The organism is uncultured Leifsonia sp. (assembly GCF_945957465.1).
Classification (GTDB): Bacteria; Actinomycetota; Actinomycetes; order Actinomycetales; family Microbacteriaceae; genus Leifsonia.
On the sequence record NZ_CAMFLC010000017.1, the window covers coordinates 1 to 21,912 of the forward strand.

The 21,912-nt window shown below is 66.9% G+C and carries 27 protein-coding genes; 5 read left to right on the forward strand and 22 right to left on the reverse strand.

What is annotated here, in order from left to right:
• The 14 genes from Q0Q23_RS09535 to umuD all read right to left on the reverse strand — a co-directional run.
• Window positions 1-234: hypothetical protein (locus tag Q0Q23_RS09535; protein WP_295122442.1), on the reverse strand; the 234-nt coding region annotated here is incomplete at its 3' end.
• A complete protein-coding gene (locus tag Q0Q23_RS09540; protein WP_295122444.1) occupies window positions 231-1,100 on the reverse strand; it encodes an ArdC-like ssDNA-binding domain-containing protein in 870 nt (289 codons plus the stop codon). The genes Q0Q23_RS09535 and Q0Q23_RS09540, both read right to left, overlap by 4 nt.
• 338 nt (window positions 1,101-1,438) lie before the next feature.
• Entirely contained in the window at window positions 1,439-1,732 is a 294-nt protein-coding gene (locus Q0Q23_RS09545; protein WP_295122447.1) for a hypothetical protein, read from the reverse strand.
• Between the two features lie 25 nt (window positions 1,733-1,757).
• A complete protein-coding gene (locus Q0Q23_RS09550) occupies window positions 1,758-2,081 on the reverse strand; it encodes a hypothetical protein (RefSeq protein ID WP_295122449.1) in 324 nt (107 codons plus the stop codon).
• Between the two features lie 365 nt (window positions 2,082-2,446).
• Complete coding sequence (locus Q0Q23_RS09555; RefSeq protein ID WP_295122451.1) at window positions 2,447-3,922, reverse strand: ParB/RepB/Spo0J family partition protein; 1,476 nt, start codon at window positions 3,920-3,922, stop codon at window positions 2,447-2,449.
• Window positions 3,923-3,999: 77 nt separating this feature from the next.
• Window positions 4,000-4,386: a DUF3846 domain-containing protein gene (locus Q0Q23_RS09560; protein ID WP_295122454.1), complete on the reverse strand. Its 387-nt coding sequence runs from the start codon at window positions 4,384-4,386 to the stop codon at window positions 4,000-4,002.
• Window positions 4,387-4,792: 406 nt separating this feature from the next.
• A complete protein-coding gene (locus Q0Q23_RS09565; protein WP_295122456.1) occupies window positions 4,793-5,422 on the reverse strand; it encodes a DUF6349 family protein in 630 nt (209 codons plus the stop codon).
• Window positions 5,419-5,778 carry a hypothetical protein gene (locus tag Q0Q23_RS09570; protein ID WP_295122458.1) on the reverse strand — a complete coding sequence of 120 codons (360 nt, stop codon included), beginning with the start codon at window positions 5,776-5,778 and terminating at the stop codon, window positions 5,419-5,421. Before Q0Q23_RS09570 ends, Q0Q23_RS09565 begins: the two co-directional genes overlap by 4 nt.
• A gap of 57 nt (window positions 5,779-5,835) precedes the next feature.
• Window positions 5,836-6,147, reverse strand: a complete 312-nt coding sequence (locus Q0Q23_RS09575; protein ID WP_295122460.1) for a hypothetical protein — start codon at window positions 6,145-6,147, stop codon at window positions 5,836-5,838.
• Window positions 6,148-6,812: 665 nt separating this feature from the next.
• Window positions 6,813-11,807, reverse strand: a complete 4,995-nt coding sequence (locus tag Q0Q23_RS09580) for an SNF2-related protein (RefSeq protein WP_295122462.1) — start codon at window positions 11,805-11,807, stop codon at window positions 6,813-6,815.
• Window positions 11,783-12,307, reverse strand: a complete 525-nt coding sequence (locus tag Q0Q23_RS09585) for a hypothetical protein (protein ID WP_295122464.1) — start codon at window positions 12,305-12,307, stop codon at window positions 11,783-11,785. Before Q0Q23_RS09585 ends, Q0Q23_RS09580 begins: the two co-directional genes overlap by 25 nt.
• Window positions 12,308-12,646: 339 nt before the next feature.
• Window positions 12,647-13,216 (reverse strand): hypothetical protein, encoded by a 570-nt coding sequence (locus Q0Q23_RS09590; protein ID WP_295122467.1) that lies wholly within the window; start codon window positions 13,214-13,216, stop codon window positions 12,647-12,649.
• Between the two features lie 153 nt (window positions 13,217-13,369).
• Window positions 13,370-14,635, reverse strand: coding sequence for a Y-family DNA polymerase (locus Q0Q23_RS09595; RefSeq protein WP_295122469.1), 1,266 nt, complete (start codon window positions 14,633-14,635; stop codon window positions 13,370-13,372).
• Window positions 14,632-15,015, reverse strand: a complete 384-nt coding sequence (gene umuD, locus Q0Q23_RS09600) for a LexA family transcriptional regulator (RefSeq protein ID WP_295122594.1) — start codon at window positions 15,013-15,015, stop codon at window positions 14,632-14,634. Before umuD ends, Q0Q23_RS09595 begins: the two co-directional genes overlap by 4 nt.
• Before the next feature lie 169 nt (window positions 15,016-15,184).
• Between umuD and Q0Q23_RS09605 the strand changes: the two genes are divergently transcribed.
• Window positions 15,185-15,535 carry a hypothetical protein gene (locus tag Q0Q23_RS09605; RefSeq protein WP_295122471.1) on the forward strand — a complete coding sequence of 117 codons (351 nt, stop codon included), beginning with the start codon at window positions 15,185-15,187 and terminating at the stop codon, window positions 15,533-15,535.
• A gap of 18 nt (window positions 15,536-15,553) precedes the next feature.
• On the opposite strand, the gene Q0Q23_RS09610 is transcribed toward Q0Q23_RS09605, so the two are convergent.
• Window positions 15,554-15,823 (reverse strand): hypothetical protein, encoded by a 270-nt coding sequence (locus Q0Q23_RS09610; protein WP_295122473.1) that lies wholly within the window; start codon window positions 15,821-15,823, stop codon window positions 15,554-15,556.
• A gap of 149 nt (window positions 15,824-15,972) precedes the next feature.
• Window positions 15,973-16,386, reverse strand: coding sequence for an FHA domain-containing protein (locus Q0Q23_RS09615; protein WP_295122475.1), 414 nt, complete (start codon window positions 16,384-16,386; stop codon window positions 15,973-15,975).
• Window positions 16,387-16,635: 249 nt separating this feature from the next.
• On the opposite strand from Q0Q23_RS09615, the gene Q0Q23_RS09620 reads away from it, so the two are divergent.
• Complete coding sequence (locus Q0Q23_RS09620; protein ID WP_295122477.1) at window positions 16,636-16,794, forward strand: hypothetical protein; 159 nt, start codon at window positions 16,636-16,638, stop codon at window positions 16,792-16,794.
• 26 nt (window positions 16,795-16,820) lie between these two features.
• Here Q0Q23_RS09620 and Q0Q23_RS09625 read toward each other — a convergent pair whose 3' ends face one another.
• Window positions 16,821-17,066: a hypothetical protein gene (locus Q0Q23_RS09625; RefSeq protein WP_295122479.1), complete on the reverse strand. Its 246-nt coding sequence runs from the start codon at window positions 17,064-17,066 to the stop codon at window positions 16,821-16,823.
• A gap of 349 nt (window positions 17,067-17,415) precedes the next feature.
• On the opposite strand from Q0Q23_RS09625, the gene Q0Q23_RS09630 reads away from it, so the two are divergent.
• Window positions 17,416-17,679, forward strand: a complete 264-nt coding sequence (locus Q0Q23_RS09630) for a hypothetical protein (RefSeq protein WP_295122481.1) — start codon at window positions 17,416-17,418, stop codon at window positions 17,677-17,679.
• Between the two features lie 31 nt (window positions 17,680-17,710).
• On the opposite strand, the gene Q0Q23_RS09635 is transcribed toward Q0Q23_RS09630, so the two are convergent.
• The 3 genes from Q0Q23_RS09635 to Q0Q23_RS09645 all read right to left on the reverse strand — a co-directional run bounded on the left by Q0Q23_RS09635 (window position 17,711) and on the right by Q0Q23_RS09645 (window position 19,208).
• Complete coding sequence (locus Q0Q23_RS09635) at window positions 17,711-17,962, reverse strand: hypothetical protein (RefSeq protein ID WP_295122483.1); 252 nt, start codon at window positions 17,960-17,962, stop codon at window positions 17,711-17,713.
• Window positions 17,963-18,024: 62 nt separating this feature from the next.
• A complete protein-coding gene (locus Q0Q23_RS09640) occupies window positions 18,025-18,570 on the reverse strand; it encodes an RES family NAD+ phosphorylase (protein ID WP_295122485.1) in 546 nt (181 codons plus the stop codon).
• Window positions 18,571-18,629: 59 nt separating this feature from the next.
• Entirely contained in the window at window positions 18,630-19,208 is a 579-nt protein-coding gene (locus Q0Q23_RS09645) for a hypothetical protein (protein ID WP_295122487.1), read from the reverse strand.
• 176 nt (window positions 19,209-19,384) lie between these two features.
• Here Q0Q23_RS09645 and Q0Q23_RS09650 point away from each other — a divergent pair, with 176 nt between their 5' ends.
• Both Q0Q23_RS09650 and Q0Q23_RS09655 read left to right on the forward strand, forming a co-directional pair.
• A complete protein-coding gene (locus Q0Q23_RS09650; protein WP_295122489.1) occupies window positions 19,385-20,011 on the forward strand; it encodes a hypothetical protein in 627 nt (208 codons plus the stop codon).
• A 120-nt stretch (window positions 20,012-20,131) separates the two neighbouring features.
• The gene (locus Q0Q23_RS09655; protein WP_295122491.1) at window positions 20,132-20,662 is read left to right on the forward strand and encodes a hypothetical protein; all 531 of its coding nucleotides are present in this window, start codon (window positions 20,132-20,134) and stop codon (window positions 20,660-20,662) included.
• On the opposite strand, the gene Q0Q23_RS09660 is transcribed toward Q0Q23_RS09655, so the two are convergent.
• A complete protein-coding gene (locus tag Q0Q23_RS09660; RefSeq protein ID WP_295122493.1) occupies window positions 20,659-21,510 on the reverse strand; it encodes an HNH endonuclease in 852 nt (283 codons plus the stop codon). The genes Q0Q23_RS09655 and Q0Q23_RS09660 overlap by 4 nt on opposite strands.
• A 68-nt stretch (window positions 21,511-21,578) precedes the next feature.
• Complete coding sequence (locus Q0Q23_RS09665) at window positions 21,579-21,869, reverse strand: hypothetical protein (RefSeq protein ID WP_295122495.1); 291 nt, start codon at window positions 21,867-21,869, stop codon at window positions 21,579-21,581.
• Between the last annotated feature and the right edge of the window lie 43 nt (window positions 21,870-21,912).

The window sequence follows — 21,912 nt, forward strand, 5'->3', positions numbered from 1 at the left end:
GTCGTATTCGTCTCCGAGCCCGACCAGTCGGATGCAGCGGACGCACACCGACTCCAGCGACCAGGGCCGGGTGAGCGTTGCTGCGGTGAGGCGGACGGTCAGCTCGGGGTCCATCACTTGGATGTGCGCCCAGTTGTTGGGCTGCGGGATGCGGCCGCAGAGGGTCTTCAATCCGTCGTAACTGAGGTGCGGGTGTCCGTCCCCCTTCCGGATGGCGACGATCTCGGCGGTCATGCCGCCTCCTGGATTTCGTCGGGGGTGAAGACGTCTGCGATGGTGTGCGCGGCTGCCAGGACGCGGGCGGCGGTAGCGCGGACGACGTCCGCGTTTCCGTCGGCCCATCCGGCGATGTAGCCGATGCTGTAGGCGCTGGTGTCGAATCCGAGCATCCCGGCGACGACGTAGGCGACGGACTCGGCTTCGGTCTCCATGCGGCCGCGGTGCGCGCGGTACTCGTCGGCGTCGTCGACGTGTCCGAGGGTGATGTGCGCGGCCTCGTGGATGAGGGTCTTGGCGGCCTGCTCGGGCGCGAGCTCATCGTGCAGGACGACGGTGTTCCGTTCCGGGTCGGCGTACCCGTTCGGGCCGTTCAAGTGTTCGGTGGTGACGGTCCACCCGATGGCCTCCAGATGCGCGGTGAGGGGGACGAGTACGCCGTGGTCGTCGGTGCCGGTGAGCTGCGCGACGGGGTTGAGGATTTCTGCGCCGTCGATCGGGTCGGTCTGGTCGATGTCGAACACGGACAGAACGGGGAATCGGGTGAGGCGCTTCTCCACCTCGTCGCCGGTCTCGGGGTCTTCCTCGGTGATCTTCTTGGTCGAGTACCCGAAAATTTTGATCGCCTTCTCGCCGCGTCGGACCTGTCGACCCTTCGCCTGCCACTGACGGAATCCCGCGACCGCGGATGCGTCGGGACGCTGGGAGAGGATCAGTAGGAGGTTGTTCAGGCTGTAGGTGTGGAAGGACCGGGTGAAGTCCAGGAACTTGCGCCACTGGTCGCTGTCGGTGAGCTGCTGCACCTGGTCTGCGATCGAGGCGTGAAGGGCCTCCGCCTGTGCCTTGCGCTCTTCCGGAGTCCGGCGGGTGACCTGCTTGCCCATGATCGTGGTTTCCTCTCCCTCGTTGTTTTGCCGTGAAGGCACGTAGTGCCGTTCAGGGAGAGCGGCCGGAGTGCAAGAGGTCGTGGAATACCGGAGTGAGTGAGCGCAGCGAGCGAGGGAGGATATGCCGCGAAAGCCTCTTGCGCGCAGGTCGCCGACCGTAGAATGCCGCAGGCTTCACGGCAAAAGAACTGGGGCCGAAGGCCTGGAGGGTGCCGCCGTAGGCGGCTCGTCGCGGCCGTTCCATCGGCCGCCGCCGGCGTCCGCCGGCTACTGGGGGAGCGCGAGGGGGCGGGTCCCCCTCGCGGGGCCGACCGGAGGCCGGCCCCGCTGCCCAGTCACTCCGCGATGTCGAGTGACTCGATCGTGTCGATGACGGCGAAGGTGTAGGTTTCCCAGCCGCCGATCATCTCGATCGCCAGCGACGAGCCGATGATGCTGTCGGTGTCGCGCAGACCGTCGGCCAGCTCGGTCTTGACCTCATCGCGAACGAATCCGACGACGGCGAAGATGCCGGGGTCGTCGTCGTCGTGGAGGTTGTCGGCTCCGCGGAGAACCTTGCCGTCGCTGGTGAAGTCGACGATGAACTCGCGGAGGGTCCCTTGGTGCATTGCGGCGCGGTAAGCGGTCATGTCGTTGTCCTTTCTGGTGTGCTGCTCAGGAGCGGCGGCGGGGGGCGCGTTCTGTCATCAGGTCGATGTAGGCGACGGCCGGGAGGATGAAGAGGAAGGTGCCGAGCGCGACCAGGAGGGCGATGCGGGTGCTCTCGGCCGCTGCGGGGTTACCGGTGTGGATGAAGTCGATGAAGGAGGCCGCGCCGATGGCGAGAGTGATGACCTCGGCCAGGATGATGGCGGCGTAGCTGGCGCGGAAGACGCGCTGCTGGTTGCTCCGCGTGCGCCGCGCGGCGACGACGATGCGTCGGAGGGCGACGACCTCGCGCCGCGTGACCTGGGTGGCGGGAGTGCTGGTGTTCGTCATGTCGGTTCCCTTCGTGTCGTGAGCCGGGGCTGGGTGCTGAGCTGTCCGCTTCAGAACCCCCACCACGTTTTCTGCCGATTTCGGCCCGAAGGGTCGCTCCGCGGAGACCGCAGCCGTCAAGGGTGCGCGCAGCGCATCCCGCAGGGACGCCGGAGGCGCCCTTTACGGCTGCGGGCGGAGTGGAACGCTGGTCCAGCGAAATCGGCGAAAAGATGGTCGCGCCGCAGGCGCTCCATTGCGGGCGCTCCGTCGACCGCGCCGGCGGCCGCCGGCACCGGGGGGAGCGCGAGGGGGCGGGGCCTCCTCGCGGGCGTCCCAGCGGGACGGCCCGGGGCGACGACCGGTCAGGCCGCCGCCCCTTCCGTTCAGTCCTCGACCGGCTCGTCGTCCTCGTCGTCGCTCGACTCAACGGGGGCCGGGTCGTCGTTCGGCTCGGCGTACCCAGCGGCGATCCGCTCGACCTCGGTGAGGTGGTATCCCCAGGACTCCAGCGTGAGCAGGTAGGCCTCGTCCGTCTTGTTCGGCTGTCGCCAGGAGAACTCGCTGGTGTGGTTCTCCCGACCCGAGAGGGCGACGGCGAGATTGACGTGCTCGGCCTTCGCCGGGTTGTTCTCGACCAGGGTCGCCGCCTGGTTGCGCTCGTCGTAGCCCTCCAACCCGAGCAGCTTGCCGAGGATGGAGCTGTGCTCGCTGTTGATCGCCTCGTAGCGGAAGCGCGTGAGCGTGAAGGCGACGAACACATTCGCGTCGGCCGGGAGCTTCTTGCGGTTGACCAGTTCGCTCAGCCACTGCAGGCGGAGCTTGGTGGCGGAGCGCCACATGCGGTTGTACTTGACGACGCGGCGTCGCTCGCGGCGCTGGGCGTCCTTCTCGGCGTCCAGGCGCGCCTCGCGCTCCTCGTCGGTCTCGTCCACGGGGCCGGCGGTCGGGCGTGCCACGCTGGTGCCGATGCGCGGCTTGTGAAGCTCCGGGCTGCTGCACAGCTGGTCCAGGCGGTACCCGGTGTCCTCGGTTCCCCAGACCCGCAGATAGTAGATCGCTCCGGGGCAGGTGGCGTGCGACTCGGCGTCGAGCGAGGGCCGGTCCTCGGCGTCGACATCGGCATCGGTGAGGCTCCAGAGCTGGACTCCCGCGTTGTAGGAGCTTGCGATGGTCTTGCCCTCGGCCTGCAGCTTGGCGATCAGCGCCTCGGTGTACTCATCGAGTTCGCGGCGGTCGCGGAGCTGCTGGGCGATGAATTCCAGCTCCTCCTCGTCGGCGTCCGCGATGGCGCAGAGGGCGTCCTCGTCGTCGCCGAACTCGGCGGCATAGAGAGCGCGGTCGAGGGTGAGCTGGTAGGTGTCGATGGCGCGCAGCGCGACCTCGGACTTGGCCACCTTCACCGCCGCGTTGACATCGTCCTTGGACTGGCCGGTGCTGCGTGCAATCTTGGCGACGGAGACGCCTTCGAGGGTGAGCTGCTCGACGGCCTTGACGCGGTCGACCAGGTTGAGGTCTTCGCGGGTGAAGGTGCGGAGCTGGTCCAGGATGCGGTCTGCCTCGCTTCCGCTGTGGTCGCGGAGGCCGAAGACGGCGAGCATCTTCTCGACACCGGCTTCGCGTGCGGCGAGCAGTCGGCGCTGGCCGTCCCAGACGTACACCTCGCCGTTGTCGCCGCGACGTGCGCGGACCGGCTCCTGGACGCCTACCTCGCGGATGGAGTCGGTGAGGGTGTCGAGACCGTCCAGGCGGGAGCGGACGTTGGGGTCCAGCTGGGCGGTTGCGGTGTCGATGACTTCGATGGTGATGGTGCCCGCCTGGATCAGGGCCGGGAGGTCGGTGTGGGCTTCGTGGGTGTTCATCGTGCGATATCCTTTCGGGAGTTGGTCGGGCACCAAGGCACTTGCACTGCCTTGGTGCCCGACCTTTTTCTGTTCGATCAGTGGGCGGTGACGGCGACCGGTGTCGGCTCGACCGACGCCTCTCGCCAGGCGGTGACGACGGCGATCTGCTGCTCGGTGGTCAGCGAGGTCGGGGTGCCGTCGGTAGGGTCCACGCCGAGGAACAGACCGCGACCGTGGATCGGTTCGGACCATTCGGGGTACGCCTTGCGGACCATGGCCGCGAGCAGGTGGTTCCGCTCGGAGCGGTAGGGGCCTTCGTCGTCGATCCAGACCTCGATGCCATCCGCGAAGCGCAGGGCGTACGGCTGTGCCGACTCCACCTGGTCTCGGATTCCGGCGGCCCGCTGCGCGTCGCTGGTGTTGTCCAGCTTCACGGCGCACAGGGTGTTGTCCAGGTCGATTCGGACGCCAGTGATGATCATTCGTTCTCCTTCTCCGTCGATCGTTTTTTGTTGCCATCTCGGCGAGACCTAACCTCTCCGCGGAAGGAGTGGAGGCCATAAGCGGGTTCACTGCGGAGTTGCGGGAAAAGTTTTGACGGATAAGGCGCTTGCGCCCCGGCAAAAGTTTTCGTGCAACTCCGCAGCGCCCGGAGGGCGCCCCGTTGGCCGGAGCGACTGGAGCGGATAGGTTCGGGCTGCCGTGAATGGCGGCAAAAGCAAAGAATCAGTGCCGGCCCTGGCCGGCTCCGCGCAGAGATAGGGGTCCGCCGCAGGCGGTCCTCTTCCGTCCTGGGCTCTGATTGCTGGGCGGCGACGTCGGCGCCGAACGCGCCCCAACGAGCGGGAGGGCCGCCCCTCGATGGGGCGGCCCTCCCGGCGGCGGCCGTCAGGCGGCGAGATCGAATCCGCCCCAGGGGCTTCGGCCTGCGATGTGGCGGGGGGCTCGCGTCGGGCGCTCGGTGCGGATCGGTGCACCGTCGAACTGCCACGCCTCGGGGTAGCGGTCGAGCCACGCCTGGCCGCGGTGGCTGCTCTCGCCGCTCTGCAGCTTGATCCGCAGCGACTCGGGGAGGATCGGCAGCGATCGCCATCCGGGCATCGCGTGGTCGTGCCATGCCTCGACGACGCCGTTCTCGTCGGCGGCGATCGCATGCCAGCTGCACTGTTCACAGATCCCCTGGTGCATGAGGTCGCCGAGGCAGGTGCACGGGGTCTCCGACTGCCACCGGTGTCCGTCGCACAGGTAGCTGTGGCGGAGGTCGGCGGTGAAGGAGACGAGGGTGTGTCCGTTGGTGTCGGCGTGCGCGCCGGTGAGCCCGGTGCGGTTCCACATGTGGGAGAGCGGGACGCAGCCGAAGTGTCCTCGCTCGACCTGGTAGCGGCGGAAGGCCGCGTCGAGCTGACTGGGCGTGTAGTAGTCGGTCGTGAACCGAAGGGGCGCACCGTTCCAGGCGGGCATCTGCTGGACCTCGACCTCGTGGATCATCGCGTCGATGTCGAAGGCGAGTTGACTCACTTGTCGCCCTCCTCGGCCTCGTACCAGGTCCACACCCCTGCGCCGATGGCGTAGAGGGTGACGTCGTCGACGTCGTGCCCGGTGACGACCTCGGGCTGGTAACCCTGCGACTCCAGGTCGGCGCTCTGCAGGATGTAGCCCTGCAGCTCGTCGTTCCATCGCACGAGCGTGCGGTACTCGTCAGGATCCCGTGCCTCCTGCGCGGCGAGGTCGGCCGCGAGCTGGTCCGCGACCTCGCGGGTGAACGACGGGAGGATCCAGCCGTTCCATCGGTGCGGAGCCACGGTGTGGGCGATGTAGACGCCGTATCCGTAGGTGACCGGGACGTTGTGGCGGATGGTGTCGGTGGTGTTCATGTCTTCTCCTTGAGGTTGGCGGGGGCCGCCAGCGCGGCCCCCGCGAGGCTGAGCTGGTCAGATCGAGCGCCAGGCGCCGCTCTCGTCCCGGTACTGGATGGTGACCGCGCCCGCGTTCGGGGCGCCGTAGCAGAAGAGCGGCTGAAACTCCCACTCGACCGGGTCCCACGTCTGCTCGCGCTCGTCCTCGAGGATGCGCCCGTGGTAGTAGACGAACCCGTCGTCATCGAGCATCCGGAAGGCCCGGCCTTCCCCGGCGGCGAGCCGGTCGAGCGTGTCCTGCTGCGCGTCGCTCGGTCCCTGAACGCCGAAGCCGTAGCCCTCCTCGTCCTTCCGGGTGATGACGTCTCGTGTGATGAGGAATGCCATGTGCCGCTCCTTCCGCTTTTGGTCCGTGGACCCCTGATCGTTCTTTTGCCGATTTCGGCGCGGAGTGCCGATCCGCGCAGCGGACGGCAGTCAAGGGTGCGCGCAGCGCATCCCGGAGGGACGCCGCAGGCGCCCTTTACGGCCGGGCGTGGAGCGGAACGCTGGTACAGCGAAATCGGCGAAGAAGATGCCGCGCCCGGAGGGCGCTCCTTCGCGGGAGCTCCGTCGAGCGCGCCCGGCGAAGCCGGCGTCGGGAGCGCGAGGGTCGTCCCTCGCCGGCGTCCTGGAAGGCGCCGGGCGCAGCTGAAGGGCTCGTGCCGCGCATAGGTGTAGTGGAGGACGCGCCCGCGCTCTCCCAGCTGAACACCTAGAACCGCATACAACGGTCGTCTCACACCCGAACGGCCCTTGCCGCGCATAGAAGGAGGGAGAGCGCATGTGCGGTCTCCCGGCTCAGCTGGTCAATCCGAGTGCACCTGGAGGCACATCATTCAGCACACCATTGTCATCAACGAGTTCAACGAGACGGTGACCGCCCTCGGCACCGACATGGTCGACGTCGAGCGATTGAGCGTCGCCGGAGAAGCGGTGACGGAGTATCGGACGACGTACTCACCCGCGAACCCCTAAGCGAGATGGGGCGGCCCATCGGGTCGCCCCATCGCTCATCGACCGAATCGGCTTCCCGTCGGCCGGCCCTGGCCGGTCGTATGAGGTGAGTTCGGGAGGCGGTTGCTGACCACGCCCGCGTGCGGTTTGGCCGGGACATCCGGAGCTTGCGGTCGCTCTGCTCCTTCTCTGGCGTCTGCTGCGGCGAGGGCGGCAAGGTCCGCCTCGACCCGGTCGAGACGTTCCTGAGCCGTCTGCAGCTCGTCGGCGTACTTGAAGGGGCGTCCGATGCGCTGCTCGGCCTCCGCGATCGTCTCCAGGGCTTCAGAGCGGCGCTGCTTCTGCTCATCGAGCAGACGCGGCAGCGAGTTCGCGAGGTTCTCGAGCCGGGTGACCATGCCGGACATGCCCTTGGTGAAGGAGTCGCGGGTGACGGCGATCGCCGCTACGGGCGCCTCCGACACCTCGGCGACGATCTGCAGCCCGAGAGTGCTGTACTGCGCGCGAGCGTTGATCGTGTACCCGCCGATCTCCGCCATCGTGCCCAGCTTGCGGTCGGTGTAGGACGGCAGCGAGGTGATGTAGTTGCGGTTCGCCCAGCTCTGCAGGGCGTCGGCTGCGTCCGTGCGCTTGGTGACGGTGCGCCCGTCGATGGTGGCCGCGAAGTGGTCGCCGTCCGTCGCGCGGGCCTTGGGGATCGCCGCCTCGAGCTCAGAGATGTTCCTGTCGATCGCGTCGAGCCGTCCGGTTGCCGATTTCTTCTGGTCGATCATGTTGCGCTGGCTGCGGGAGTGCGCTCGGTTCAGTCGCTGCAGCTTGGCGACCTCGTCGCGGGCGAGCGCCTGCTCGAGAAGGAGAGGGTTGCCGCTGGACAGTGCCTTGGTCTCGGCTGCGGAGAGGGCGACGTCGCCGATGTCGTCCATCTCGCGCACGTCGAGCTTGCCGCGCATGATCTGGGCGATGAACTTCGCCTTCCGTTCAACGGCCTGCCACATGTAGGCGTCGAAGGATCCCTCGACCACGTACCGGTGGATCTCCACCTCGCTGTTCTGGTTTCCCTGTCGAACGATCCGGCCGTCGCGCTGCTGGATGTCGGCCGGGCGCCACGGGCAGTCGACGTGGTGGAGTGCGATCGCGCGGGCCTGGACGTTCGTCCCGACGCCCATCTTCTGGGTCGATCCGAGGAGGACCGCCACGTGGCCGGCGCGGGCGGCGGCGAAGAGGCGTCCCTTCTCGGCGTCGTTCTTCGCCTGGTGGATGAACCGCACCTGGTCGGCGGGCATCCCGCCTGCGACCAGCAACGACTTGAGCTCGTTGTAGGCATCCCAGCGCTGCGGGTCCGGCGTCCCGAGGTCGCTGAACACCAGCTGCAGCGCGCCGGGCACTTCGGAGAGCTGCCCGCTGACGGTGTCGGTGTAGCGGTTGCCGCGGTTGGCCTCCCAGATGGTGAGGATCTGCGAGGCGACGGCCGTGAGCTTGTTCTGGTCGGTCTGCTCATCGAAGCCGACCATGCGCATGTCCAGCGCGGCCTTCCGCCCATCGGTGGAGATTTTGAGCATGTTGTCGACCTCGGGCTTGACCATCTTGTTGGCCACCTGATCGGCGCGCTCGGCGATGTTCTCGATGTAGCGCTGCAGCAGCGGGGTGGGCGCCAACACGTGCGTGACGGGCAGCCGCTGCCCGTCAGGGCGTTCACGGAGGTCCGGGGTCGGGAGGTTGAGGTCCTCCGCGGTCTTCACGTCCGCGAACACGTGCCACATGCGCAGCATCTCGGGGACGTTCTGGAACTTGGCGAACCTGGTCTTCAGGCGGAAGTTGCCGCCGCCGGTCGGAGCCATCTCCATCTCGGTCACGGTCTGGCCGAAGGTGGCGGCCCAGGCGTCGAAGTTGTGGACGCCGGCATCGCGCAGCAGGTCCGGGCGCAGGTACCGCTGCATGACGTGGGCCTCGGTGACGCTGTTGGCGATCGGCGTGGCCGTGGCGAGGGTGGCGACGCGGCCGCCGTGGCGGTGGCGGAGGTACTCGAGCTTCATGTGCAGGTCGGTGGCCTTGCCAGCGCCGGCGATGGATGCGCCGTCGATGTTGGAGTCCGTGGACAGGTTCTTGTACTCGTGCGCCTCGTCGACGATGACATAGTCGATGCCGGTCGAGTCGAAGGTGATGCCGGGATCCCGGGGGCGGTCGATCATCGCCTTCTGCTTCTCCTCCAGCCGCAGCAGCTTCTTCTCCAGCTGCTTGGTGGTGAGGCGGTCCTCGGCCTGGGAGCTTTCGACGACGGCGCGCAGCTCGTCGACGGCGCTCTGGATGTACTCCTGCTCGAAGTCTGGGGAGACAGGCAGGCGCTCGAACGCGGTGCGGGTTGCGATGATGGCGTCCCAGTCGTTGGCCGCTGCGCGGGCGACGAATAGGCGGCGCTTGTCGCCGGTGAGGTCGTCACTGGAGGCGGCGAGGATGCGTGCCTGGGGGTAGATCTGAAGCCACTCTCGGGCGAACTGCTCCAGCATGTGGTTCGGCACGACGACGACGGGCTTGGTGATGAGCCCCATTCGCTTGAGCTCGGTGGCGCCCATGACCATCTCGGCGGTCTTGCCGGCTCCCACCTCGTGGAAGAGACCAACCGCGGGTTCAGCGATCATCCGCGCGACGGCCGCCCGCTGGTGAGCGCGCGGGTTGAACGTGGCGGACATGCCGGGGAAGGTGAGGTAGTCGCCGGCGTCCGTGTAGTCGCGCAGCACGATCGAGTTGAAGCGGCGGTTGTACTCCTCCGTGAGGCGGGCTGCGCGGTCGGAGTCCTCCCAGACCCATTCGGAGAAGCGCTCCTGCATCTTCTCGGCCTTTTCGGTTGCCGCCTGCGTCTCCAGCGGATTCAGCACTCGACGGGTGCCCTCGGAGGTCTTGATCTCGTCGTAAACGGTCAGGCTGCGCTGCTCGAGCACGGCAGCTGCGATGTCGGGGGCCGGCCGTCGGGTGGTGCCCCACTCGTCGGTGGCGAGGATAGTGCGCCGGTTGCCGCGAACATCCCAGGTGCCCGGCAACGGGTTCTCCACGGTCAGGGACCGATCGCGCAGGATCTCCTGCAGGAACTCGAGGTGGGTGCCCTCGTCGATCCACACGGCGCCCATACGCGCCTGGATATCCTCCATGGTCAGAGGTGCGGGGATCACCTTCTCGAGTGCTTCAACGTTGGGACGGAACGCGGGATCCTCGGTAGCGGCCTGGCGGGCGGCGTCGAGCTTGACCCGGACGTCGCCGGAAAGATATTCGGCGGCCGCGACCAGCTCGTGGCTGACCGGGTCGTCATAGACCAGGGATCCGAGCGCGGTGCGCGCCTCCGCCTCTTCTTCACCGAGCAGATGAGCGATGGTCGGCAGGTCGATGCGGCCCAGACGGTCAAGGCTGACGGCGATCGCCTCGGCCGGGGTATCGACTCCCTGCACCTCGGGTCGAGTGCTCACGACCCGTTGGGTCAGGATCGCGGCGGGCTGCGCGATCTGCTTCTCTTCATCGAACAACTCGAGCGCCATGACCACAGGGCCGAACGGATCGGAGCGGAGGATGCGGGTAGCGGTCGGGGAGACCCGTGCCAGGGTCTCTTCTCCGGTCTCCGGATCCACGCGGCCGGTGTTGCGGAGCGTGAAGCGGTTGAGCGGCCCGTACTTGGCCGTGTAGGCGTCGTACTGCGACCGCAGGTCACTGCGCGCGGCCGCGAGCTCTGCGGTCTCCTCGCGAGTTCCTGCCTCGGTCTCGAGCAGCTGCTTCGCGGTATCGCGGAGGCGCAGCAGGTGCCGCAGCTCGACGGAGACGGTCTTCGGGACCTTCAGCGGGTGCTGGCTGCCGCGCTCGACGGTCGTGAACGTGCCATCGGGCTGCGCCAGGATTGTGCCGTCCCAGAGCGTGGCGTCGGCGGGCCGGTAGGCCGCGAGCTGCGCCTCGGAGCGCTCGGAACGAGGGGTCATCAGCTGGCCGTTGTGTCGGGCATCGGCGACGACGCTGTCAAGAGCGCGCTCCAGTCGTTCGGGCACGGTCGCCAGATCCGACGTCACGTGGAGCGTGTCGTTGCCGAACATGCCGGTGCCGACGCTCAGCTCACCGAGGATGTGCTCAGGGCGCGTGTCGAAGTACGCGTTGATCTTGACGACGCTCTCTCCCACCTTGTGAGCGGAGACGGTCTCCCAGATGTCGGAGCGGGGCGGCTCGCCGACCTCGCGGCGACGGAAGATGAGGAGGTCGGTGACGACCTCGGTGCCGGCGGTCCGTCGGTGGGCTCCGGTGGGCAGGCGGACGGCGCCGACCAGGTCGGCCAGCTTGTTCATCTCTCGGCGCGCGGCGGGGTTCTGCGCGTCCATCGTGTACGAGCTGGTGAGGACCGCAACCAGGCCTCCGGGGCGCGTGAGCGCGAGGGACTTGATGATGAAGTGGTTGTGCAGCGAGTGACGGCCCGCGTTGTGGATCGGGTCGTGGAGCTGGACGTTCCCGAAGGGGACGTTTCCGACTGCAGCGTCGAAGTAGCCCTCGGGCAGCTTCGTATCAGCGAACGACTCGGCGCGGATCTCCGCGCCCGGGTAGAGCGCGGCAGCGATGGTGGCGCTGGTCTGGTCGAGCTCGACGCCGACCATCCGCGCGTGCACAGGTGCCATCCCGATGAAAGTGCCGGATCCCGCGCCGGGCTCGAGCACCGTGCCGCCCTGGAAGCCGAGAGTGCGCATCGTCGACCAGATCGCCTCGACGTACGCGGTGTCCGTGTAATGGGCGTTGATCGTCGTGCGCCGGGCCTGGGAGTACGCCTCCTCGGAAAGAAGCGACTGCAGGAGGGCACGTTCGGTCGACCAATTCGCCTTGCTCTCGTCGAAGACGTCGGGGACGGCTCCCCATGAGGAGAACCGCGAGAGAATGACCTGCTCGCCGGGGGTTGCCGGTCGACCCTCGCCAGCGAGCCGGTTGGCGACGCGAATGGCGTCGATGTTGGCGTCGAAGCGAGCCTTCGCGCCGCTCGGGGTGAGGTGGTCGCCGGCGTGCGGACGGAACGCTACTGGGGCGTGCTCGCCTTCCACCGAGCGAACCGTGCCGCCTCCGACTGCTGCAAGGTCTCCGTGCTGTTCAACAGGAACGTATACGGCTGCTCCTGCTCCACCAGGTGCTGCAGGAACGTGCGATCCAGCATCCACTCCTCCGCGACCATCTCGATCGGCTTCGCCCAGTCGGCCCCGTCCCTGGTCGCTTCCGCCCAGTCCGCCAGCGAGTCCAGCGACGGTTGCGTCGCCGCCCAGTTCTCCCGTACCTCCGCGTCCGTCTGCTCGGGCTGAACGGTCACCAGGTTCTCCCAGGCCACTTCCTCCGCCTGCTTCCGGGCGGCGTTCAACCGTCCGACCTTCTCCAGGTAGCTCTCGCCCTGCCTGTCCGGACCGGCCAGAGTCTGCTGCAGCTGGTCGACGACCGTCAGCATCTCCTCGCCCAGCTCCGTGAAGTACGTCTCCGGATCCTCGATCTGCCGATACTGCGTCGGAGCTACCCTCCGCCAGTGGTCCTCGATCCGCGTCCCGTACTGGTTCATCCGTCTCTCCTGCCGTTTGCTTGAAGAAGTCGTCAAAGCTCAACTGGCCATCGATCAGCGCCGCCTCGGTGCTGCTCGGTGCCGCCTCGCGTGCGTCGGTGACGCGTGCATCGGCGGCCTCTTCGGCCAATCCCCACAGGTCCAGTTCGACCTGATCGTTGGGGGTGGTCTTCTTGGGTCGTCGGCCAGCCATTCACTCGCTCCTCGTTGTCAGCTTCGTGGCCGACGTTAACAGAATCGAGTAGCTTTTAACAGACCCACTTTCTAGGGAAATACCTGATTAGCGCGGATTTTTACGCTTAGCACCCCCCTTATGTGCCGACCCTCGTGCCGCGCGCATCAGTCGACCTCCAGATAGCCGATGGGGCCTCCGGACGAGGTCCGAATTCGCGACGACATGATGGTTCGAACGTCGCTTTCGGACAGTGCAGGGGAGGACCGGACGTCCAACTCGAGAGTGTCGCCGAGCCGAGCCAGCAGGGCGCCGGCGAAGCGGTGGCGATCGAACTCTTCGTCACCAAAGCGCCGCTGATCGACGTGTTCGTGAAGCAGATAGAGCGCCACGGGGAACTCGGCAATCGTCACCACGAACAGTTCGTTGTACAGGACGCGGGCGGGTTTGCAGCGCCACCACCGCAGAGAGGCGTCTTCCAGCTCGACGTCCGTCATGGTGACGTCGAAGCCGAGCCACCTGCGCGGATCTTTCGGATAGACCGGCGGCGACGGCTCCTTGCTGTCCGTGCGCAGGACGGTCAGCTCACCGCTGGCGAGACCCAGAAACGGGCGACCCTCCCAGCGGGCTACGTCGGCGTCGGTGGGCGAGTCGGGGAGCAGCCCACAACGCATCATCTTGCGCAGCCCTCCGGAGGCGTTCACGTCCAATCGGCGGGCGGCTTCCGCTCGGGTCACCAGCCTTGTCGGGTCAGCGCCAGACGAATTGCGCGGCGGCCTGATCGTAGGAATGGGCACTCGCTCCTCCTTGCCTTACACAACGCACCGTTGTGCGTTGTGTAAGGCACGTTAGCAGAAGGCCGGAATGGTCGCATCCCAGGCACGTGGACGTCACCGTGCGTGCGCGGTGACCAATTCCGCCCAGTGCGTCGTCGCTCTGGGGGAGAGCATCTCCCGTCGCATCTCGAAGCCGGCTCCGAGGCGCATTCCCGCCATGCCGAGTCCGATGACCTGCTCGCCGTGGCGGCGGTGCACCTTATCGAGGAGGTCGCCAACTCCGCGGTGGTCGTAGCTCGGCTGGAACATCGGGAGGAAGGAGTGCGAGCTGGCGGGGGAGAGTGCGTTGAGCATGACGCCGGCGCGGACGTACTTGACGCCGGGTCGCAGCTTGTCGCGCAGGCTCCCCGCGGCGGCCTTGGCGATCGCCACCGGGTCGTCGGTCGGCATCGCGAACGCTGCTTGCCCCCAGGCGGAGGTGTAGTTGTCCGCGTACGGCGAGGACGCAGCGAATGCCGAGACGAGGCCGGCAACGGACTTCTCCCGTCGCATGCGGGCCGTGGCGCGCTGCGCGTACACGGAGAGCACGTGCTCTACGGTGGCGGGATCGGTGACCGGGTGCCCGAACATCCGGGAGGAGATGATCTGCTGCTTCGCCTTCCGCTCCGGCTCGATCTCAATGCAGGAGATCCCGTTGAGCTCGTAGACGATGCGCTGCACGACGACGCCGAACGCCTTTTTGATCATCGCCGGGTCAGCGTTCTTGAGGTCCAGCATCGTGTGGATGTTCCGCTCGGCGAGCCGTCGCTCGAGGCGGCCGGCGATACCCCAGGTTTCGCTGGTCGGGTAGGAGGCGAGGATGCGCTCCTGCTGCTCGGCGGAGTAGTCCGTCCACGCGCAGACACCGTCCAGCTGCTTGTTTCGCTTGGCCCCGTGGTTGGCGAGCTTCGCCAGGACCTTGCTCGGCCCGAAGCCGACCGACACCGGGAGCCCGACGTGGCGACGCACGGCATGGCGGATGTCTCGGCCGAGCTGCGCGAGGTCGGTGCGTTCCTCGTTGACGTGCAAAAAGCACTCGTCGATGGAGTATTCCTCGACCCAGGCTCCGAACCGCCCGACCAGCTCGTGCATGCGGGCGCTCAGGTCGCCGTACAGCTCGTAGTTGCTGGATTTCGCGGTCAAATTCCAGTGATCAGCGGCGCCCTTGATCTTGAACCAGGGCGTCCCCATCTTGATGCCGAGGGCCTTCGCCTCGGCCGAAAGCGCAACGACGCATCCGTCATTGTTGGACAGCACGACGACGGCCCGCGAAGCGAGGGAGGGGTCGAACACCCGCTCGCAGCTCGCGTAGAAATTGTTGCAGTCGACGAGTCCGATCATCGGTGGCGGTGGATGTTGAAGGTGACGACGCCCCAGATCACCATCTCGGTCTCGCCTTCGAGCGGGATGGATCGGAACGCGGGGTTCTCGGCGCGGAGGATCCAGCCACCGCTCGAGCGCGCGAGCGTTTTCAGCGTCAGTTCGCCGTCGACGATCGCGACTACGACGTCGCCGACGTCGGGTTCGATGCTGCGGTCGACCAGGATCTGGTCGCCGTCGAAAATGCCGGCCCCGATCATCGAGTCGCCGGCCACGTTCAGGATGAACGTCGAGGTCCGGTCGAGGATCAGATTCTCGTTGAGGTCGATGGGACCCCGGTAGTGGTCCTGGGCAGGGGAGGGGAAGCCCGCCGAGACGGCGGCCGAGACCGGAGTGAGCACCCCACCTGGTGGAGCGAGCTCGTCGACCCGCCCGAGGACCTGCAGCACGGCGACTCCATCTTTGAACACTCGAACGTTTGTTCGATACTGGGGAGTGTACGTCGCACCATCGACACGTCAAAAGTGGACAGGCGCGGGCTTGTCTGCATCACGCCACAGGGAGGTCAGAATGCACGTGCTGCGGCCGGGGGAGCGCGTCTGGCTGGTGCTCGACGACTCTCTGAAGATCCGGTTCCAGATCGAGTACCGGCTCGCGGTGCGCACGGACACTCACGAGTCGCTCATGATGTACCGCGTCGATCACTGGGTACTTCAGCGCGATCAGCGCTGGCCTCTCGGCTTCTACGATGAGTTGTCGCAAGCACTCGACGCCTGCGCCTTGGCGCTGGGGATGCCGAACTTCTTCACTCCGGCAACGGCCCCGGACGGCTCGATCGTGACTCCCGAAGAGCAGCGCGCCCGGTGGCGGGCAGGGTTGGATCCGCGGACTGGGCGTCCGCGGACGCCGGCGAGGTCGTAGCGTTCGCTGGCCGCTTTGCTAGCGGGCCTGTGTCGGACGCTCGCGGAGCCAGTCGAGGAGACCGCAGAGCACTGCGCCAGCGATCGCGACCACGGCAATCCAATGCGCGACCATGAGGTAGACCGGGACGAGGACCGCTGTGAGGGATCCGCTCTGCCAGCTGGGCAGGAGCGTGCGAGTCAGGAGAGGTACGCCGAAGCCCATGGCGACTGCGAGCAGGAGGAGGCCGGGCCAGTCGAGCTCGTCGACGCCGAAGAGTGTCGCTCGCTTCGTCTGATTCTTGGCCACGGTCTGACCATAGCTCTCGCCGTCGCTGCCACCTGTATCCGCCGGCCTCGCCTTCCCAACGGAAGTCGTGTCCTCCTTGATCCCTGCGGTGTTAGGCGCAGGGGCCGGGGGTGCGGGGATCGGTCCCCGCTGGTCGGTGGTCGGCCGCGTCACAGCGTGCTCACGATGAACGTCACGTCGCCGATTTCTACGGTGCTGCCGGCCTCGACCTCGTACCGGCGCCCCGGGTCGCAGATCCGGCCGACACCGTGCGGGGTGACAAGGACCGTTCCGTTGGAGGACCACCTGTCTGAGATCCAGAGGGTCCCGTTCTCGATTCCCAGCTCGAGGTGGGTCTTCGATACCGAGCGCTCGGGATCGGAGATAGTGATGAGCCGGGGCGACTCGTCTCCGGGCTGCGGTGTCGGTCGTCGACCGAGGATCGAGTGGCCGACCACCTGGTGATCCTCACCGTTCCCGAACGTGAGCCGGAATCGCACGCGCGGGGTGCGCACCACGATACGGGTCTGGTCGACCCCGTCTGCGAGCGTGGTGGGCGTTGGCTCGAGCAGTGCAGGCGGCACGAATGCCTCCTGCTGTGGTTCTGGAAGTGCAGGTTCAAATGACCGTCCCCGTGAAGTCGGGGCCGGCTCGACGTCGGTGATGGGCTCCGCTTCTGGCATCGGGTCCAGGCTGAGCAGGGCGGCTGCACCAGCGGTGTGCGCGGTGGCTCGTTTGGGGAGTGCGGTGACGTTCGTGGGACGGGACTTCGATGCGCGGGAGACTCGGGCGGGTCGGGGTTCGACCGCGGGAGGCGAGCTGATGGGCACCTCATGGGCTGTCGGGATGGGCTGCTCATCGGCCTCGGCGACGGGAGCATCGTCATCCTCGGTACGCAGTTCGAGCCGGGTGGTGGTGGCGGCATCGCCTTCTGCCGCGCGAATGAGGAGGACCGCGCTGCCGCACTCGATGCAGCTGCGGGCGGCAGGTGAGAGCTGGCTGCCGCAGACTCGGCAGTTCATCGGTGTGCCCCGTGGCCGGCGCGGGCGAAGAGCCCCAGCGAGGGGTGCTCATGACGCCAGTTTTCGTTGTTCAGGTGCACGGCGGGAGAGTCGACGTGTGACCAGACTTCGTGATGGATCTGGTCGAAGATGCCGCGCGCTACCGCGTTGCCGGGTGCCGGGAACGAGACGTCGCTGCGGAGCTGTACTTCCACCTGCGCGACGGTAAGCCCCGTCTCGGTGGCGATCTCCTCGTGGGTCATGTGTCGGCTGAGCTGCTTTACAGCGTTGCGGAGGGCGAGGTCGCACGCCTGTCGACTGGCCCGTCGGAGGACCGCCGCCCGGCGTGCTGCCTCGACCAGGTCGTGAGGGTCCACTGCGTTCATCGTCCCGCCTTTCGCTATAGGAGCCGTTGGGTCCGTATCGCTGGTTCTTGTCGGCGACCCCCCGAAAGCGGCGCGCAGACTTTCGGCGGGGCCGGCCGTGCTGCATGGGCGGATCGGTGATCGATCCAGCCCGGGAATGACCCCCGCAACATCCCGGGCGGACAGTAGCGACGGTGGTCCGATCTAGCCTGAATGCATGCACATTCGGGGCCTAATCCAATCAACCGTGGTCGACGAGGTCACGGCCGAGGCCGACGATGCTCAGTCGGCTCGCGCGCTGATCGAGGCGCAGGTGCCCGCCGGGTACGAGCTGATCCAGGTTCATAACTCCATGCCGCGAGGCGGCCGCGTCATTGCGACCGGACGCATCCGTAGCGCAGCCACTCGTGAGCTCGACGCCGAGGGCCAGGACTACCGCAGCGCTCGCGAGGCGCTGGAGGCATCGATTCCCGCCGATCACCGGCTGCTATACGTGCTCTCTGTCGATTGAGCGAAGCGTTTCCGGCGAGGAACTCGAGCCGTTAGTCCTGGCTCTGCCGCGCTGCGAACTTGCGGCGGCCCACCTCGACCAGCGCGAAGCCCGCTGCCAATGGCACTGCGCCGATCGCGGCTGCGATCAACACGTCGGACGATGAGAGCGCGCCGACCGCAACGTTCCGGGCCAGGGCGTAGCCGAAGCCGAGAGCGGCGCCGACGACGAGGCCAGCGTAGGCGAAGGCCCACCACCCGGAGTCTTCGGGTAGCTCGACGGTTTCCTTCTTAGATCGCAGCACAGCGGGATCCTTTCACGAGGGGCGGACATTGCCGTTTGGGCGTTGCCCAGGGGAAAAGACGCCTAGATGACGGTCAGAGACTTGAGCGTGGGTGGGCCGGCGACGACGATGCCGGACGCTTCGCAGGCCTCCGGGCCGGTCATGTGGCGCGCCTCAGTGAAGCGTGGGCCCGGCGAGCCGGCGCTACCGAACAGCGCCAGAGCCGTCGCGCTTCCGGTGGTGTAGGCGGAGGCGTAGTAGATCCCCTCGAACGAGTTGGCCTGGATGGTCTCAGCCCACTGCTGCGGGATCGCGTAGTTCTCCATGGTGACCAGCTCGCGGACGATCCCGAATCGGACCGCGCGCTCGGAGCTGACGGCAGCGCACTTGTAGTCGACTGGTGCTGCCATGGTCGAGACCTGGAAGGAGTCGGCTAGCGCTCGCGAGACGACATTCGACTCGCTCACGGCGTCTCGGACCTTCTCGCGCACCGCGGTCTCGACCTTCGTAGCCGCGTAGCAGGTTCCCGACGGGGCCGGGAGGTTGAAGCGGCCGTTGCGACTGCTATCAAACCACCATGCGCCGCGCGCAGTGTTGTGCGCCCGGTACATCTGGGTCTCCGCGGACACTGTGTGTCGCGGCATCCTGCGGTAGTCCTGCCCTGGGACCGGCGCCCCTTGAGTGGCGGTCACGCGGCCCAGCTCGCAGCCGTGCGCGCAGCAGACGTGACGACCGCGTCCACCTCGCCGGCGATCAACCGGTCGATGTTCCGGCGGCGGTTGCTCACATCCTCGGAGGACTGGTCAGGAACCGGGGTGTTGAGCCACTGCGCCCAGGTCCACTCGTCGTCGATTCCCCGCCGGAGTTCGCTGAGCACCTCACGCATGCCGGGGACAATCGCGCCGTTCACGACCTGGAACGCCGGATACACCGTCTGACCGTCCGCGGTGCGCAGCCGCAGCAGCCGCAACTCGGCGACGGCTTTGGAGACGGCCGCGCGGCCGCGTCCCAGCTCCTTTTGCAGCGATCCACTGGTGTAGCAGGGCCCAACGATTTCCACCCACGGGCTGACCGCGATCGGCAGCCGCTCGACGACCTGCTCGGCGACCTCATCGGCGTCGCCGAGGTTGGTCAGTTCTTCGCCACGGTCGACCCGCTCGAGAAGTCGTGCCCGGACGGCGGCCACGATCTCGTCCACCGCGTGCTCCTGCACCTGGCGCGGCCCGGCCGTCCGCCGGCGACGACGTTCTGGTGCTGCAGTGCTCATGGGTGACCTCCCAAGTCAACTATGTCAACCAATTCTCTCAGTCGCATGTCAACCATGTCAACCGCCGTGAGGGCGAAAACCCCTTTCGCGGATAACGGATAACGCACGTTATGACAGCTTTGGAGCATCCTGCTAGTCCACTAGCGATATGCCCTTTCGCTTGCTAGCGTGTTCCTATGGCGCGTAAACGACTCCCCCTGCAGCAGGACCTTCTCTCCAACCTGCTGGTGATCACCCGCACTCGCGAGGACGTTGAGCATCTGCTCGAGCACGTGACGAGACTGCAGTCCGAGGCGATCGCTGTGGCGGCCGCCTACGGGGTATCCCAGACCGAATTGGCTGATGTCAGCCTGCTCAGTCGCCAGCGGGTTGGACAGCTCGTCAACGCCACCGAAGCTTCACGGGTCGACATAGGTGCACTCATTGACCAGATTCAGCAGGTCGATGACCATCCGCAGGATGTGATGGGCGCAGTCTCGACCGAGGCGATCCTGGCGTTGGATGTCGACGTGAGAGACGCGCTTGTGGACCGTCAGATTGAGGTGGTTTACGGGCCTGAGGAGTCCGCCCGTCGGGCAGGGTTTCGACGGAAGGCTCGTGAGGATGCCGAGCATGACCCGGAGCGTCGTGCAGCAGCTGAAGAGCGCGCTCGGCGTCGAGCACGAGCCATTTTTGGGAACCGGGAGCCAGCCCGGGAGGCGTTGCGCCCCGTGCTCGCTGTCTACTTCCCCGAGCCTCCTGCCGCCTGCGCCGGGGGCACCTGTGGCCGGTGCGAGGAGTGTTTGTCGAGGGGCGAACAGTGATCCATCCGTCCACGCCAGGTTCCCGAAGACGACGGGACCTCGATCATGGTTGAGCTACCTCGCCCCGGCCGACCGGATCCGTCGAAGCCGCGCGTACCACCGAGTGACACCGATCGCATCGTGATGTTCCTGTCCCTCGCTGACGAGTACGCCGGCCTTCTGGACTTCCTGAACGCACCTAACCGAGTCGTGATGGGACCGCCACGAACGGAGGCCGATCGTACCGCGCACTGGCACCGCCTTCTTCGCGCAGCTGTCTCCCGGAAATTCATCACGCAGGGGGACGGCGCCTATCTCGGCGACGTGTTCACCAGCATGGCGAGGCTTCGATCTTCCGAGTCCCCTCCCGTGGCGGTCCAGGATCTGCAGGAGCGGCTGAACCGCATAAGAACCGACTCCCTTGGAAGCTACGTCTTGGCGGGTCACCCGCCGACGTCGGAACCGGAGATCTTCTGGGACGTAATCTACGGGCAACTCATGCATGGGGACTACGAGCGCTGGTACCGGAGCAATGCCCGCGCCGGCACCGGCTGGGATGTCAATGCGGTCGCGATGGTCCTGTCTCAGGTAGAGCAACTGGTCCTCGGGACGCGAACCGCGATCGTAGAAGGACTCGAGCGCGGCTACCTGCGACTCGGAGGGAGCACTTAGGCGTCGGCGCCGGCAGACCTGGCCGCACCTTCGCGCTTGAGAGAAATCAGCATCCTGTCGAAGAGACCCGGCTCAAGCGGCCAGTCCACTCCGACGAAGCGGTTCAATCCGATCGCACGGATGGGAGCACCGTTCTTACGCTTCCCTGTGAGGAAGGCGACCTCACCGGGGATCGGTTTCTCGGCTGTGCGCGCCAATGTGACTCGGGAAGCTACTGGGCCGAGCTTGAGCGAGGATCGTCGCGGGAGGTCTCGAGCCGCAACGAGTTCGGCTCGAAGGGCGCGCGCCTTCTTGGTCACTGGCACCGTTCCGAGGATCGCGCAGGCGATCAGATATACGGTCTTGGCTGCAGCGATCGTCACGGCGGCCATGTCGTAATCTCTGCCATGCATGCTGACCCGTCCTCCTTCGAGCACCTGCTGTACGGCCGGGTCTCCTCCCCCGACGCCGAACAAGACGAACTCTCCTTCTGGGGTCTCGCGGTAGAGATACCGCCCGGCCTTGCGTGCGCCCGGAACGGTATCGCCCTCGAAACGCACCGGCGGGAGAGCCAGCTCATACCAGTCCTTGAACTCGGCCTCATATCGCGAGCCAAACTCGTTGTTACAGCGGGCACACGTCGTGACCAGCGGCCGTCCCCCGATTCCGTCCGGCGGAACGTGGTCGATGGTGGTGGGGTCGGCCGCACCGCAGATCGGACACTCGCTCAGCTCCAGCCTGGTCAGCTGCACCGACCAGGTCTTGAGCTCCGTCCGCTCCCCTTGCGGCTTGGGCATCTGGATGCTGAGGCCGTCAGTCAACTCGCCGCTGAAAAACTCCGGGATCGCGCGATGCTCTGCTCTCCCCACGACCGAACTGATGCGAGCGTCGCGGCCGCGCGTCGGCTCTGGCCTTCGGAAGGATTCTCCGGAGCCAGTCATGGCGCGCCCGGATCGTGAGTGTGTGCAGCAATGTGGTCGATTAGCTGTGACCACGCCGAGTGGGCCTGACCGACGTCTAGGTACCTTCCAAGTCGCCAACGCCCTTCGGGCAGCCCCTGAAGCTTGTAGTCGACCACCAGCTCGACGTCATGCTCGCCCTGCAGGGTGACCGGAATGAGACTGGTGATGTGGTCTGGGTTGATCCAACGCGACGGCGGCGGCCCTCCGAGGGCGGCATGCACCAGCGGTGCGTCCGCAGCTGCCGGCGGGATCGGGATGAGCGCCACGCGCCACAGCGTAGCGGTAGCCCGCGCAGCCTCCCCGTTTCAG

Excerpts from the sequence above, each read along its gene's own strand:
- Q0Q23_RS09575 (WP_295122460.1), bottom strand. The coding sequence starts at position 6,147 with ATGGCATTCCTCATCACACGAGACGTCATCACCCGGAAGGACGAGGAG.
- Q0Q23_RS09595 (WP_295122469.1), bottom strand. The coding sequence starts at position 14,635 with ATGATCGGACTCGTCGACTGCAACAATTTCTACGCGAGCTGCGAGCGG.
- Q0Q23_RS09560 (WP_295122454.1), bottom strand. The coding sequence starts at position 4,386 with ATGATCATCACTGGCGTCCGAATCGACCTGGACAACACCCTGTGCGCC.
- Q0Q23_RS09545 (WP_295122447.1), bottom strand. The coding sequence starts at position 1,732 with ATGACCGCTTACCGCGCCGCAATGCACCAAGGGACCCTCCGCGAGTTC.
- Q0Q23_RS09645 (WP_295122487.1), bottom strand. The coding sequence starts at position 19,208 with ATGAGCACTGCAGCACCAGAACGTCGTCGCCGGCGGACGGCCGGGCCG.
- Q0Q23_RS09570 (WP_295122458.1), bottom strand. The coding sequence starts at position 5,778 with ATGAACACCACCGACACCATCCGCCACAACGTCCCGGTCACCTACGGA.
- Q0Q23_RS09585 (WP_295122464.1), bottom strand. The coding sequence starts at position 12,307 with ATGAACCAGTACGGGACGCGGATCGAGGACCACTGGCGGAGGGTAGCT.
- Q0Q23_RS09625 (WP_295122479.1), bottom strand. The coding sequence starts at position 17,066 with ATGACCCACGAGGAGATCGCCACCGAGACGGGGCTTACCGTCGCGCAG.
- Q0Q23_RS09605 (WP_295122471.1), top strand. The coding sequence starts at position 15,185 with ATGCACGTGCTGCGGCCGGGGGAGCGCGTCTGGCTGGTGCTCGACGAC.
- Q0Q23_RS09540 (WP_295122444.1), bottom strand. The coding sequence starts at position 1,100 with ATGGGCAAGCAGGTCACCCGCCGGACTCCGGAAGAGCGCAAGGCACAG.
- Q0Q23_RS09550 (WP_295122449.1), bottom strand. The coding sequence starts at position 2,081 with ATGACGAACACCAGCACTCCCGCCACCCAGGTCACGCGGCGCGAGGTC.
- Q0Q23_RS09555 (WP_295122451.1), bottom strand. The coding sequence starts at position 3,922 with ATGAACACCCACGAAGCCCACACCGACCTCCCGGCCCTGATCCAGGCG.
- Q0Q23_RS09620 (WP_295122477.1), top strand. The coding sequence starts at position 16,636 with ATGGGCTGTCGGGATGGGCTGCTCATCGGCCTCGGCGACGGGAGCATC.
- Q0Q23_RS09650 (WP_295122489.1), top strand. The coding sequence starts at position 19,385 with ATGGCGCGTAAACGACTCCCCCTGCAGCAGGACCTTCTCTCCAACCTG.